Genomic DNA, 13,185 nt, shown 5'->3' on the forward strand with positions numbered 1-13,185 from the left:
AAGATTTTGTAAAAATAGCGAGCAAGATTTTGTAAAAATAGCGAGCAAGATTTTGTAAAAATAGCGAGCAAGATTTTGTAAAAATAGCGAGCAAGATGCTCGCACTACCCCCCCATTATGGTTTATATTGCTTCCTATCCGACTGAGATCTACTGCTAACGAAGATCGAGAACCTCAGTATCGGGTTCGAGGTTTGGGGTATTACTAGCGGGAAAGGTTGCACCGATCGCGGGAAAGAGATCGACTGGAGATTTAGAAACTCTGTAATCATTCTGCTCTTCGATTCCTTTATTCGTCAGCATCATTTTAATATAGAATATTTCTGCATCTGTTCCTGTAATTGTAAGAAGATAATTATCATCGACAATCTCGGTATTATATTGCAGAGACGTTGTTTCGCTTTTCAGTTTCTTCAAAGCAAGTTCCAGATCGAGAGAACTGGAAAATATCGCGATCGCCTTCTTTAATTTGGCCAAACTCATATATTTTGAGAGAAACTGTATCGCAATGATAGCAAAAATCGCAGAGTTTTACTTCCCTCGCGAGGTCAATTGTAGAGTGTGCAGCCCAATCTCCTTCTCTCTCCCAAGGAATAGAAACAAACCTTTAAATTGAGAGATGCGATCGCCTTTTTGTTCTTGTTATGCTAGAAAGCGAAGACATGAAGAAAGGAGCAAAACAAAAAACTTATGCAACTTTTACTAGAAACAACCGCCACAAACAGCTTACCATTTAATGCGATCGCAGTCTTGGGATTAGGATTTATTGCCGCAGCTTTTATCGGTTCGATCGCTTGGTACAACTCGAAGCGTCCCATCGGTTGGAAAACAGAAGAACGTCCTGATGTTATTCCCAAAGTTAACTCATACAAGGTTAACTCATAAGACAGAGCGACGATATCGCAATCTTAATAGATACGCAAGATTTACCCATTTTCAAGGAGAATAATATGGACAACAAAAATCAATCCGGTGCTAACTACGATCGCAAAATTGTTTCGGCTGAGACTGCCGCACGTATGGAACGAGAAGGAGATGGATTTAAAGATAAACCCTTACAAGAAGGGTCAATTAATACCGTAGAAGGGTTTACCGTCGATCGCGAAGGACTGTTGAATAACTATGCAGTTGAACCGGAAATGTACATCAATGAACCCGGTGATTTACAAGAAAAAGCTGAATAGTGTCGGTTAACTGACTAAACCCAACCGTAAAGCACGAACGGCAGCTTGAGTGCGATCCTCCGCGCCAAGTTTGCCTAGGATGCTGCGGACGTGGGTTTTCACCGTACCGACAGTAATATATAGGCGATCGGCGATCGCCGCATTAGAGTGTCCTGCAACAATCAATTCCAACACATCCAGTTCGCGATCGGTAATGGCATCAGCATCGATAATCAGAGGAGATTCGGGGTCTAAAGCCGTGATTTCGACTGTTTTATGGGGTTCTTCCCGCCCTTGCTTAACCTGTTTGAGGACAATCTGAGCAATGGAAGGGTCGATCCAAGAGTCCCCCTCATGGGTCAATTTAATCGCCTGTATGAGGGTCTCTAAGCTGGTATCATTGAGGCAATAAGAATCAGCACCAGCAACAAATGCAGCCAAAACCGAATCTTCACTCCCGCGTTCTGTTAAAACGATCGCTTTGGTTGTGTTTTCCGGTTCTGGCGATCGCAACCGTTTCAGTTTCTGTATAACCTCAATGCCGTTAATATCGGGCAAATTAATAGCCATTAAGACAATATCCGGTTTAGTAAAGGTCAAAACCTCAAGAGCCTGACGACCATTGGCCGCCTCTCCCACGACTTCAATATCCTGAGTCTTTCCCAGTAGCGCACTCAAACCTACTCGGCTCAGATCGCGAGATTCTACTAAAACCACACGAATTTTATTCATTTTTTTACACAAAATTGTTATAAAACTATATTAAAATAATATCGACAAGATAGGGGAAACTGAGAAAAGAACAAAAGTCAATGCGATCGCATAACTTTATTTTTAGGTTTTCTTTGTTTTCCTTATGAAACTCCCGCAAATCCTGCAAAAATTTTTACCCCAACCTGTTGAGGGAAAGCACGAAGAAAGACTGCATCGGGAATTATCCCTTGATGCAGCATGGAATACCAACTATGTCGTTTTCATTATTAGTTCTTGCGCGATCGCCACATTTGGGCTGATCGCCAATAGTACCGCAGTCATTATCGGCGCGATGTTAATTGCCCCTCTGATGCTGCCTTTGCGCGGGTTTGCCTTCGCTGCATTAGAAGGGGATATCGACCTCTTGCGTAAGTCCCTCTTTTCCATTCTTGGGGGTACCGCGATCGCGATCGCCCTAGCGTGTTTCCTGGGACTCTTAACCCCGATCCCCTCCTTTGGGTCAGAATTTCAATCTCGCGTCCAACCCAACCTCGTCGATCTCGGTATTGCTCTAGCTGCGGGGGCAATTAGCGGCTTTGCTAAAGTGCGTAAAGGAGTCAGCGATGCCTTAGCCGGAACTGCCATTTCTGTCGCCCTAATGCCTCCTTTATGTGTAGTCGGACTTTCCATTTCCAAAGCCTTTAACGATCCGAGATTTTGGACATTTGGCCAACAAGCATTTTTATTATATTTAACCAACTTACTCGGCATTATTTTCGCCTGTATGTTGGTATTTATCATGGCTGGCTATACACAAGTCAGCCGTCATGTGGCGATCGCCCTTCTCTCGATCATTGTTCTATTGCTTCCCCTCGGCATTAATTTTTTCAATTTAGTGAGAACTTCCCGCCTACAATATTCGATTGCTCAACTTTTGCAGAGAAGTACGGTGACAATCGGACAAGAAGATGTCACCTTGATCAACACACAAGTAGACTGGGCGCAAAAAAAACCAATTGTTTATTTAACCGTCCAAGCGAGTGTTGAAATTACCCCCAAACAGGTGCAGGAAATAGAAAGGTTCATCAGTCGGCAAGTTAAGCGAGAATTTAAGTTTATTTTCTTTGTCAGTCAAGCCAAAACCGTTACCTCTGAAGGCATAAATCAAAAGCTAGATGATAAGATTATCCTACCCCTCGGTCCTTCACTGCCCCTAACGACGACACCACCTCCCCTCAAAAAGCTACCTATTACTCCTGAAGCTGAATCTTTATTGGAAAAAGAGAAATTGACACCTTCCCCTTCAAAATTGGAAAAAGAAGAAGAAGTGACACCTTCCCCAGTAGAGGAAAATCCACCGAACCAAGATTCTCCAGAAAACGAGACAGAAAATAATGAATAGTCAAGAAGATTCTTTTCTTTTGTATAAATGGAGTCCAGCGATCGCCTTCTTCCCCCATCATTCCACAAACGCGATCGCCAAAAAATTGCCTTGACCTCCCGATGAAGAGACAAATTGGGGTAGGATCGAGCAAATTGTTTCAAAATGTAAAGCGTGTGGGTAACATCATCGACTGAAACAGCATTAACACCAACGGCGATCGCCCTTGGCAATTTTGACGGCATTCATTTAGGTCACAGGCGAGTTCTTCAACCCATCTTACAAGAACATCGAGTCTTAGCGCGAATGGGAGGAAGCGCTGAAATACAGCAGGAATACTGGCAAATTTATCCAACTGTTGTCACCTTTAATCCTCATCCGAGGGAATTTTTTACCGGTCAAAGTCGCAAACTTTTAACCCCTTTAGAGGAAAAAGTTAAGGCACTCAAGGGCTTAGGAGTCGAACAGTTAGTTTTGCTCCCATTCAACCGCGAATTGGCGAATTTGAGTCCTCAAGCCTTCGTTGAGGAGATTCTCATCGATCGCCTGCAAGCACAACTGATTTGTATCGGTGCCGATTTTTGTTTTGGCAAAGATCGCGCTGGAAAAGCAGAAGACTTGCAAGCGATCGCCGGTACTTTTCATCGAGAAGTGGCGATCGCCCCTCTGGAAGAACTGGCTAACCAGCGCATCAGTTCTTCCCGTATTCGTCAAGCCCTCAGCCAAGGCGATATCGAAATTAGCCAACAATTGCTCGATCGCCCTTACAGTTTAGGGGGGAAAGTCGTTAAAGGGCAGCAACTAGGGCGTAAAATCGGTTTTCCCACAGCTAATCTCGACATCCCCCCAGATAAATTTTTACCCCGTTATGGCGTATATGCCGTTGAAGTCGAGGCGATCGGTATGGCCACCCTTCAAGGCGTGATAAATATTGGCTGTCGTCCCACCGTCAATGAAGGTAAAACACCCATTATTGAAGTTCACATCTTAAACTGGAGTGGCGACCTTTACGATCGCACCTTAACCGTATATTTAGAAAAATTTCTCCGACCCGAGCAAAAATTTGACTCCCTCAATGCCCTCAAAAAACAGATTGCGATCGACTGCGAAATCGCGAGAAAATTCCTTGAAGCCAAAATAAAAAATAAAAGCTGAATAGGATCGCAGCTAAAAAGCAAGACCCTCCCCGCTATCAACTATCAACTATCCTCCCCGCTATCAACTATCAACTATCAACTATCAACTACCATACCTATCAACTATCATACCTATCAAATGACCGATCGCATCTCCAGACTCACCGAAAATCTCGCTCGTACCATCGTCGGCAAAGATGATGCCATCCGTCTCGTTCTTGTAGCACTCATTAGCGGCGGCCATGCCCTGCTGGAAGACGTGCCAGGAGTCGGCAAAACCCTCCTCGCCAAATCCCTCGCTCGTTCCGTCAACGGCAAATTTCAGCGCATTCAATGCACCCCCGATCTCCTTCCCAGCGATATCACGGGAACAAATATTTGGAACCCCAATTCCCGAGAATTTGAATTTCTCGAAGGTCCCGCCTTTGCAAATGTCCTCCTCGCCGATGAAATCAACCGCGCCACCCCCCGCACCCAGTCCGCCTTATTAGAGGTCATGGAAGAACAGCAAGTGACCGTAGACGGACAACCCCGCCAAGTTCCCATTCCCTTCTTTGTCATCGCCACTCAAAACCCCATTGAATATCAAGGTACATTTCCCCTCCCCGAAGCACAAATGGATCGCTTTACCCTCTCTCTCACTTTGGGCTATCCCAGTGAAGCGGAAGAATTACAAATGCTCCAACGTCAGCAGGCTAAGACTTTGGGAGACATTAACGATCTCGAACCTTGTATCAGCTTAGAAGAAGTTTTAGAATTGCAACGCCTCGCCAGTCAAGTTAAAGTAACAACGGCCTTGCAACAATATATGCTCAATCTCGTCAGAGCATCGCGGGAGGACGATGAGATTGCCTTGGGAGTCAGTCCGAGAGGAACAGTTGCCTTGCAGCGTGCCTCTCAGGCTTATGCTCTCATTCAGCAACGGGATTATGCGACCCCCGATGATGTCAAATTTTTGGCTCCCCACGTTCTTTCTCATCGTCTCATTCCCTCGGGGGGCAAACAAGCACGAACGATTGTCGATCGCCTGCTGCGAACAATTTCTGTTGAGTAGTTAGTAGTTAGTAATCGGTAATTGGTCATTTTTAATTGATTCATGATTAAACAAAAACAATCCAAAAGCAACAAAAAGCGCCAGAAAAGAACTCAAAAATCTCCTTGGGTGTTGTCGGGTTTGATATTTTTATGGAGTCTGGCGATCGGCATTGGTCTGGCAGTAGCATTAGGCACAAATAGCCCCGTTTATTCCCAATCTCAAGCAGAAATTCAGAACTTAAAATCCCTCGATCCTGTTCCCGAAGAATTAGCATTTGCCCGCGATATCTATGTAGAACGATGCGGAGAATGCCATGTTGCCCTACCCACAGAAATTTTACCCACAGAAACTTGGCGCTTTTTACTAGAAAGTTTACCGCAGCATTATAACGTCAAAACTCGCGATATTATTTCACCAGAAATTATCCTTATGTGGAACTATATTCAATCATTTTCTCGTACCTATGGAGAAACGGGAGAACCTCCTTTTCGCATTGCCGACTCTCGCTATTTTCGCGCAATACATCCCAAAGTCGAGTTTCAGCAAACGCAAACAGCAAATACTTGTACATCCTGTCACGATCGCGCTACTGAGTTTAACTACCGCAGCTTTAAGGAATAATTTTGATGGTTAAGGATAATATTCTCTGGTCTCAGTAAATTCTCTAGCATTGTGTGATGAATGTCACGCAATCTAATGCTGAAGATCGCGGAATTCTCGGTGTTGCTTGAGGATGATAAGACCTACAATAAAGATGGTCGGTAAGGATTGTTCATGGGGTTACTTTTTAGAAATTCTTAGCCTTTTCGTAGATTGAAAGGGCTTCCGAGTTGAAAGCATCAAGGCGCTCCATCCCCCACCAGCAATATTTTCCCGTTTCAGATGCAACTAAACCGAGATGTCAAATCAAGCACTAAGTCGCTCTCCACTTTTCCCTCCCACTCAAGTCCTCACAAACTTAAATAGCGGGCAATTATTCTTTGTTAAAGCAGCTAAGGGAGGAGGAATTATTGTCTGTCATCCCCATCATGCGGAAATATTGGGACCGGGAGCCGCAGTGGGAGGAATGCTAGATTTAGATTGTCGTCGGTTGGTCCCTTTGGGAAAAGTGGCATTAACTTATCCAGAATCTTACGAACAACGGCGACAGTCTTTTCTGATTCGTCAAAAATGGGTTGGATCGGCTCAAAAGGCAATTAAGCATCCCGTACCGCTAAAACGTGCTTATTTGATGGTGATGATGCTAGAGAAATATTTTGGTTGTAAGGCGATCGCGGCACTTTCCGATGAGATTTTAGCGAGTATTGCGGGAGTTCTTCCGAATACAATGGCGATCGCCAGACAACAAAGAAAACAAGTTCAACCCGCACCGCAACAACGGAAAAGACAATTTCCGAACCAAAAAAAAATAGCCCTTTCTGTTTGATGTAAGCTGAAATCGTTTTTTTCTAACTTTTTCAGCAAGCCCTAGGATAGAGATACTGGAGAGTTTAGAAGTTTGGGAAGGCGATCGTCAAGTTCAAGGTTACATAGCAGATTCAGCAGATTCAAGGTGTTCTATGATTTTATCCAAACAATTATTTTTAAATGACTCTAAGTTATATCCACTTACTTTACCTTTTTTTCGATTGGCTTCTTTCTTTAAGAGATCACGAATAGATTTAAGCCATTCTATTTCTTCAGTTATCATAGATTTAAGCCATTCTATTTCTTCAGTTATCTCAGATGATTTTTTGCCAAAATCATAAGATTCATATCGCCTTCGCAAAGCAAAACTTATATCCTGATGACTTTGAAAGTCAATCGATACTATTTTTTCGACAAACTCTCTAGATTTTATATATTTGTGTATTGGAAAATTATAATATTCTGAATCTCGTTCAGAACTAGCTTTTACTATTTTAATAAACTGTCTGAAATTATTTTCCATACTTGAAATTACAATTTCCTTCATATAATTATCGTTTAATTGTTTCTGAATCTCATCGATATACAATAGAAAATCTTGAAATTCTTGAAATTCTTGAATATCCATTCCTTGAAACATAAGTCCTTCATAGTTATCATTATCTTCAGATTTTCGAGAAAGTTTTGCAGGTATCTTTTTATTCTCTTTTAGATAATTAATATAGTCTTTTGCATCCTTCTCTATGGATTCCTTAGCTTTATCATAAAACTCAAGTTTTGAAAAGTTAAAAAACATTCCTGTTATATGTTTAACTACACCAAGATCGGAATATTTTCTTGTTTCAAATTCTGATTCAACACTTTTAAGTAAGTTGTCAAATTCATTATCAGAGAGCCTTTTAAAATGATAGAGTTTAACCCAGTTTGGTGCATTTTCATCTTCAAAAAAATTATTTTCTATTGACTGTTGTAATTCTTGACTTTCTACGATTCCCAGATCAAAAAAATCTTGCCACCATTTTCGACTTGGAAATGACTTGGACAAATCTATCATAGGATACGTTTCCAATATTTGCTGTTCTTTGCTTTTATCTTTGGTATCTTCATTTTTTTTGCATTTTCTGGAAATCTGTTCAAATCCCAATTCTTTAATATCCTTTGCAAGAATTCTTCCTCGTCTAATCTCTATCGAAAAAAATGTGACAAATTTTAATAGTTCTTGAAGTAGGTCAGATTTCTTTTTTGCTTTATCTGGTAAAACGTCAAAAATCCGATTAAAATCTAATACGATTTGTTTTAAAGTTCGGAGATTATTATACTTTGCTTGTTCGTATAAATCCTTTATCAAGTCCGTGTTTTTTAAAAAATCCTTAAGATCGGAATCGCTTAATTCCCCAATGAATTCTTCCAACGCACCAGAAAAGTCTGGTGATATATCAAATATTTTACCAATCAACTTTTCTTTGATAATTTGATAAGAATTCTTTAAAGGGTCACTTTTCTTGACTAATTCATCCTCATTCGCAACAAGAATCACTTTAAAATCCTGATGCTCTACAAAATTATTGATATAACCTAAAAGACTGCTAATTTCTATATTGCAACGTTCTAAATCGTCGAATATTAAAATACTTCCATCAATATTCTTGAGATAATCAGGTAGATTAATATCCGGAATCCCAATACTAGCTGTTCCATCATTTTTTCCATCGCCATCAAAATCAATTTTAAGCGTACCTTTAACCAATCCTTTGATAATTCTTCCTGCTAATTTTACTCCTGGTGAAGCTAAAACAGGATTCAATTGCCGAAAAAATTCGTATTCAATCTCAGAAAAGGAAGTCATTCCGTAAAGACTGACATACAAACATTTTTGTTGATTGGGGTCAAACGTTTTACGATAATTATTGATAAACCATGTTTTACCAGATCCCCACTGACCTTTGAGTAAAACAGCAAATTCTGGCGCTTGCGGTAATTTACGATAATAATCTAAATAGTCTGTAATATGCCAGTTAATCTGCTTATCGTTTTGATTCATTTTTGGTTTTATAATGATAGAGAGGAGTTTGTCTGAAGTTGCCTAAATCTAACATCGTTTCTAACTCCGTCAACTTTAGTGAGGGAAATTTATAGAAAATGATACCTTGAATCAAGGCTAACACAGTTCGGCTGAACTTGTCATCAGATTCTTGCGATCGCACTTTCTCAATCAAAATCCGTCCCCGTGAGTTTTTTTGGGACTTTGAACAAACAATCGCGCAATTTCGATCGCCAGAGAATCGTTTTCTCCTTCCTCGAATTCGTCCAAATAAACCCGCAAAAGATGATTTAATGATTCTCGACCAAACGATGTCGAGGAATCTCATAACTGAAAAAATCCTTCGCCAAACAAGTATTGGGAAAAATTGCTTTCGCTTCCTCTAATAAATTTTCGACTTGCAGGGAATTTCCGGGGGCATAACGAGGACTGAAATGGGTCATAATTAATTGCTTCACTCCCGCCAATAAAGCCACCTGCGCCGCCATTGTTGAAGTAGAATGCAGGCGATCGAACGCCATTTCCGCATCTTGATGGGCAAAAGTTGCCTCGTGAATCAAAACATCCGCATCTTGAGCCAAATCTACCGCCGCATCACAAAACACCGTATCCGTACAATAAACCGCTTTGCGCCCTGTTTCTGGAGGTTCACAGAGATCGATCCCGCGAATTGTACGACCATCATCAAGGGCGATGGTTTTTCCGCGTTTGAGTTCCCCATAAACCGGACCGAAAGGAATACCCAAGGCCTTTGCTTCTTCCACCTTAAAACGTCCAGGGCGATCCTTTTCGACAACGCGATAGCCGTAAGCAGGAACGCGATGTTTTAATAAAATGCAACTAACGCTAAACTCATTATCCTCGTAGACCAAACCCGGTTGGACGCGATGAATTCTCAAACGTCGGGATAAGTCCATATAAGAATATTTACAACAAGCGCGAATATATTCTTCCAACCCACCCGGACCATAAATATCGATCGCGTGTCCGGTGCCCGCTAAACCAATGGTCGCCAATAATCCCATTAAGCCAAAAGTATGATCGCCGTGCATGTGGGTGACAAAAATACGGCGAATTTGCGAGCTTTTTAAGGCACTGCGAAGGAATTGATGTTGCGTTCCTTCGCCGCAGTCAAATAGCCAAATTTCCGCACGTTGGGGGAGACGCAGGGCAATACTGGAGACATTGCGCGATCGCGTCGGAACTCCCGAACTGGTTCCTAAAAAGGTGATTTCCACAAGTAGGGATAATGCAATAAAAAACAGGAGCGATAAACCTCTTAACTTAGCCTAACGCACAACAATGGGGAAAACCTCTCTATCTAAATTCGTATTTTCACCCGTTTCTCATTCCCATAGAGCGATAATATGGTCATTGGTTGAACTATGAGAGACAAAATTCTCGTGCTATCCACTCTTATCGCTGATTTTAAGATTATCTTTGAACGCGACCCTGCCGCACGCAATTGGTTAGAAGTTCTTTTTTGCTATCCGGGGTTGCAAGTTCTATTATTCCATCGCTTGGCGCACTGGCTGCACCATTTGGGATTGCCTTTTCTACCGCGTTTTCTCTCCCATATCGCCCGCTTCCTCACTGGAATTGAAATTCATCCAGGGGCAATAATTGGTAAGGGGGTTTGTATCGATCACGGTATGGGTATCGTTATTGGCGAGACAGCCATTATCGGCGATTACTGTTTGATTTATCAAGGTGTCACTTTGGGAGGGACAGGAAAAGAAAGCGGAAAACGCCATCCTACTTTAGGGGAAAATGTTGTTGTGGGTGCCGGTGCTAAAGTTTTAGGCAATCTACAAATTGGCAATAATGTCCGCATTGGTGCCGGGTCTGTGGTGTTACGGGATGTTCCTTCTGATTGTACTGTGGTGGGCATTCCGGGGCGCATCATCTATCAATCTGGGGTGCGGGTTAGTCCTTTGGAACATGGAAAATTACCGGACTCGGAGGCGGTGGTTATTCGGGCTTTGGTCGATCGCATTGAAGCCTTGGAAGAATCCCTCGAAACCTTGAAAAAACAGCAGCAGGGGACTCATTCTTTGGTCAAAGCAGTGATTCCGACTGGTTGCAAGAAGGAATTGGTAGAAGCGGGGAAAAGCTGTCAGTTACGCGATCGCGACATTCGCGAGTTTTTGGATAGTTCGGGAATGTGAAGGGAATCGTAAGAGCGTGTCTACCCGCGCTCTTATCTCGCAATTTTACTGCTCATTTTTTATTGCTCATTACTATCTGAAGACTTTAAATAATTATCGATATGACCCTTTGTTCTCTTGGCATTAAAAATACAGTCAGATACAAACAAGTTAAAATTCTCTCGAGTTGCTAAAATACTTCTGTTCACTGAGTTAGGGTAGGCTAAATCGTAATTGTGGGCAAGCAGCCAAGGGGCTGTTTTTTGTTCGATATAAGCAATTTCAGAGGCAGAAAGTTCCTGAAGCCATCTTTGGGATTTACCAGAACTAATATGATTTTGATGGAGGATGTTTTGACTGTCTATTTTTTGTTGTTTGCTTTGCATTAATTCGGTTTTTTTCTTCTGGCGATCGATGGAACATTGCTCTGCAACTTCTTTTGCTAAATCATTACTGATGCTGATACCGAGATGTTCTGCAATTGCCAAGACTTCCTTTTCTAGATTCTGCATTAAAACTTCATACTTAGCAATATAGATTGTTTCGAGAGACTCCCATTTTTTGCTATCTCTTATTACTTTCTCTAGCCATTGGTCGCGGATGACTGCATCGAAGGAGCATTTGCGCCAAGACATAAAGGAAGTCACAACATCTCGAAGATCTCGATAGACATAAATTGCTTTGCCTTTATTTTGCCTAATTAAATCGTCAAAATCAGGGCTATATCCATGTATTTTAACAATGTAATAATTGTCTCGATCGCTTTCCGTAGCACGATAAAACAAGTCTTCTTTATTCTGCACTGAAGGCAACCAACCGAATCCCGATCCTTTTCCCAGTTTTTCCACTAAAGTTTGGGTCAGTTTATATTGAAGCGTAGAGCCAGAGCGCATTAAGCCGCAACAAAATACTATCATAGTTTAATTGGCATAAAGAAGAACAAATTACTAGCAAATTATAACTGACAAATTTATAGTTAGGCATAAAGATAGCACCAAATCCATTAGAGACACAGCGCGGGTTATGGTAGAAAAGGAACTTTGCGCTTTTATCCTGTTCATGCTTTCCCTCTCTAACGAACTCAAAACTAAACTGGCGACACCTCTGAAAATTGGTTCAGTCACGGTAAAAAGCCGCGTTTTGCAATCTCCTCTCTCGGGGGTGACGGATATGGTGTTTCGGCGTTTGGTGCGGCGATACGCCCCCGATTCGATGATGTACACTGAAATGGTCAGCGCCAGTGAATTGAACCATCTGCGCCAGTTACCGAAGGTGATGGAGGTAGACCCTGACGAACATCCTATCAGTATTCAATTGTTTGATTGTCGCCCGGATTTTATGGGAGAGGCGGCGCAAAAAGCGGTTGCGGAAGGGGCGGATACGATTGATATTAATATGGGCTGTCCTGTTAATAAAATTACCAAGAAGGGGGGCGGATCTTCTTTATTACGTCAACCGGATGTTGCGGTGGAAATTGTGAGGGCGGTGGTGGCGGCGGTTGAGGTTCCGGTAACGGTGAAAACCCGCATCGGTTGGAATGATGAGGAAATTAATATTCTCGATTTTGCTCAACGCATGGAGGATGCAGGGGCGCAAATGCTCACTCTTCACGGTCGCACTCGCGCCCAAGGTTACAAAGGTAAGGCACGCTGGGAGTGGATCCGCCGGGTTAAGGAAGTTCTTTCGATTCCTATTATTGCTAATGGCGATATTTTCTCGGTGGAAGCGGCGATACGGTGCTTACAGGAAACGGAAGCGGATGGGGTAATGTGTTCTCGAGGTACTTTGGGTTATCCATTTTTGGCGGGAGAAATCGATTATTTTTTAAAAACGGGATATCTTTTAGATTCTCCGGCGATCGCGGAACGATTACAATGTGCGAAGGAACATTTAGTGGGATTATGGGAGTACAAAGGCCAGCGCGGCATTTATCAGTCTCGCAAGCATCTCGCTTGGTATGCGAAAGGGTTTGTTGGGGCGGGAGAATTGCGCGATCGCCTCTCTCGTATTGAAAGCGTCGAGGCGGGTTTACTGTTATTAAATGAGGCGATCGCAATGGTTTCTCTTGCAGAAGTTGAGGTTTAAGGGTGCATCTCAAAGTTGCAAATTTACAACATTGCTCCGGATAATTAGAGCTAGGGAGCGAGACGCTCCCACTACAATACATGATAATTGAGGTAGT

The 13,185-nt window shown here is 42.3% G+C and carries 14 protein-coding genes; 9 read left to right on the forward strand and 5 right to left on the reverse strand.

Annotated features, from left to right (window positions below):
* Positions 1-155: 155 nt before the first annotated feature.
* Complete coding sequence (locus tag JUI58_RS08405; protein ID WP_204103316.1) at positions 156-482, reverse strand: hypothetical protein; 327 nt, start codon at positions 480-482, stop codon at positions 156-158.
* A gap of 207 nt (positions 483-689) precedes the next feature.
* Here JUI58_RS08405 and JUI58_RS08410 point away from each other — a divergent pair, with 207 nt between their 5' ends.
* Entirely contained in the window at positions 690-884 is a 195-nt protein-coding gene (locus JUI58_RS08410) for a hypothetical protein (RefSeq protein ID WP_204103317.1), read from the forward strand.
* Between the two features lie 65 nt (positions 885-949).
* On the forward strand, positions 950-1,183 hold the full coding sequence (locus JUI58_RS08415; protein ID WP_204103318.1) for a hypothetical protein: 234 nt from the start codon (positions 950-952) through the stop codon (positions 1,181-1,183).
* Positions 1,184-1,189: 6 nt separating this feature from the next.
* On the opposite strand, the gene JUI58_RS08420 is transcribed toward JUI58_RS08415, so the two are convergent.
* Positions 1,190-1,894: a response regulator transcription factor gene (locus JUI58_RS08420; RefSeq protein WP_204103319.1), complete on the reverse strand. Its 705-nt coding sequence runs from the start codon at positions 1,892-1,894 to the stop codon at positions 1,190-1,192.
* A 124-nt stretch (positions 1,895-2,018) separates the two neighbouring features.
* On the opposite strand from JUI58_RS08420, the gene JUI58_RS08425 reads away from it, so the two are divergent.
* From JUI58_RS08425 to JUI58_RS08445, 5 genes are all read left to right on the forward strand, one after another.
* On the forward strand, positions 2,019-3,257 hold the full coding sequence (locus JUI58_RS08425; RefSeq protein ID WP_204103320.1) for a DUF389 domain-containing protein: 1,239 nt from the start codon (positions 2,019-2,021) through the stop codon (positions 3,255-3,257).
* Positions 3,258-3,410: 153 nt separating this feature from the next.
* Positions 3,411-4,391: a bifunctional riboflavin kinase/FAD synthetase gene (locus JUI58_RS08430; RefSeq protein WP_204103321.1), complete on the forward strand. Its 981-nt coding sequence runs from the start codon at positions 3,411-3,413 to the stop codon at positions 4,389-4,391.
* Between the two features lie 120 nt (positions 4,392-4,511).
* Positions 4,512-5,426, forward strand: a complete 915-nt coding sequence (locus JUI58_RS08435) for a MoxR family ATPase (protein WP_204103322.1) — start codon at positions 4,512-4,514, stop codon at positions 5,424-5,426.
* A gap of 42 nt (positions 5,427-5,468) precedes the next feature.
* Positions 5,469-6,029: a cytochrome C gene (locus tag JUI58_RS08440; RefSeq protein WP_204103323.1), complete on the forward strand. Its 561-nt coding sequence runs from the start codon at positions 5,469-5,471 to the stop codon at positions 6,027-6,029.
* A gap of 277 nt (positions 6,030-6,306) precedes the next feature.
* On the forward strand, positions 6,307-6,834 hold the full coding sequence (locus JUI58_RS08445; RefSeq protein ID WP_204103324.1) for a hypothetical protein: 528 nt from the start codon (positions 6,307-6,309) through the stop codon (positions 6,832-6,834).
* 99 nt (positions 6,835-6,933) lie between these two features.
* On the opposite strand, the gene JUI58_RS08450 is transcribed toward JUI58_RS08445, so the two are convergent.
* Both JUI58_RS08450 and JUI58_RS08460 read right to left on the reverse strand, forming a co-directional pair.
* Positions 6,934-8,856 carry a P-loop NTPase fold protein gene (locus JUI58_RS08450; protein WP_204103325.1) on the reverse strand — a complete coding sequence of 641 codons (1,923 nt, stop codon included), beginning with the start codon at positions 8,854-8,856 and terminating at the stop codon, positions 6,934-6,936.
* A gap of 290 nt (positions 8,857-9,146) precedes the next feature.
* Positions 9,147-10,094 (reverse strand): ribonuclease Z, encoded by a 948-nt coding sequence (locus tag JUI58_RS08460; RefSeq protein ID WP_348539862.1) that lies wholly within the window; start codon positions 10,092-10,094, stop codon positions 9,147-9,149.
* Between the two features lie 165 nt (positions 10,095-10,259).
* Between JUI58_RS08460 and cysE the strand changes: the two genes are divergently transcribed.
* Complete coding sequence (cysE, locus tag JUI58_RS08465) at positions 10,260-11,024, forward strand: serine O-acetyltransferase (protein ID WP_348539863.1); 765 nt, start codon at positions 10,260-10,262, stop codon at positions 11,022-11,024.
* 59 nt (positions 11,025-11,083) lie between these two features.
* On the opposite strand, the gene JUI58_RS08470 is transcribed toward cysE, so the two are convergent.
* On the reverse strand, positions 11,084-11,920 hold the full coding sequence (locus JUI58_RS08470; RefSeq protein WP_204103328.1) for a sulfotransferase domain-containing protein: 837 nt from the start codon (positions 11,918-11,920) through the stop codon (positions 11,084-11,086).
* Positions 11,921-12,062: 142 nt separating this feature from the next.
* Here JUI58_RS08470 and dusB point away from each other — a divergent pair, with 142 nt between their 5' ends.
* Positions 12,063-13,088, forward strand: a complete 1,026-nt coding sequence (gene dusB, locus JUI58_RS08475) for a tRNA dihydrouridine synthase DusB (protein ID WP_204103330.1) — start codon at positions 12,063-12,065, stop codon at positions 13,086-13,088.
* Positions 13,089-13,185: the final 97 nt, after the last annotated feature.

It is taken from the genome of Spirulina sp. CCY15215 (genome assembly GCF_016888125.1).
In the GTDB taxonomy this organism is placed as follows: Bacteria; Cyanobacteriota; Cyanobacteriia; order Cyanobacteriales; family Spirulinaceae; genus CCY15215.

Excerpts from the sequence above, each read along its gene's own strand:
- JUI58_RS08425 (WP_204103320.1), top strand. The coding sequence starts at position 2,019 with ATGAAACTCCCGCAAATCCTGCAAAAATTTTTACCCCAACCTGTTGAG.
- JUI58_RS08445 (WP_204103324.1), top strand. The coding sequence starts at position 6,307 with ATGTCAAATCAAGCACTAAGTCGCTCTCCACTTTTCCCTCCCACTCAA.
- JUI58_RS08410 (WP_204103317.1), top strand. The coding sequence starts at position 690 with ATGCAACTTTTACTAGAAACAACCGCCACAAACAGCTTACCATTTAAT.
- JUI58_RS08450 (WP_204103325.1), bottom strand. The coding sequence starts at position 8,856 with ATGAATCAAAACGATAAGCAGATTAACTGGCATATTACAGACTATTTA.
- JUI58_RS08420 (WP_204103319.1), bottom strand. The coding sequence starts at position 1,894 with ATGAATAAAATTCGTGTGGTTTTAGTAGAATCTCGCGATCTGAGCCGA.
- dusB (WP_204103330.1), top strand. The coding sequence starts at position 12,063 with ATGCTTTCCCTCTCTAACGAACTCAAAACTAAACTGGCGACACCTCTG.
- JUI58_RS08440 (WP_204103323.1), top strand. The coding sequence starts at position 5,469 with ATGATTAAACAAAAACAATCCAAAAGCAACAAAAAGCGCCAGAAAAGA.
- JUI58_RS08415 (WP_204103318.1), top strand. The coding sequence starts at position 950 with ATGGACAACAAAAATCAATCCGGTGCTAACTACGATCGCAAAATTGTT.
- JUI58_RS08435 (WP_204103322.1), top strand. The coding sequence starts at position 4,512 with ATGACCGATCGCATCTCCAGACTCACCGAAAATCTCGCTCGTACCATC.
- JUI58_RS08470 (WP_204103328.1), bottom strand. The coding sequence starts at position 11,920 with ATGATAGTATTTTGTTGCGGCTTAATGCGCTCTGGCTCTACGCTTCAA.
- JUI58_RS08405 (WP_204103316.1), bottom strand. The coding sequence starts at position 482 with ATGAGTTTGGCCAAATTAAAGAAGGCGATCGCGATATTTTCCAGTTCT.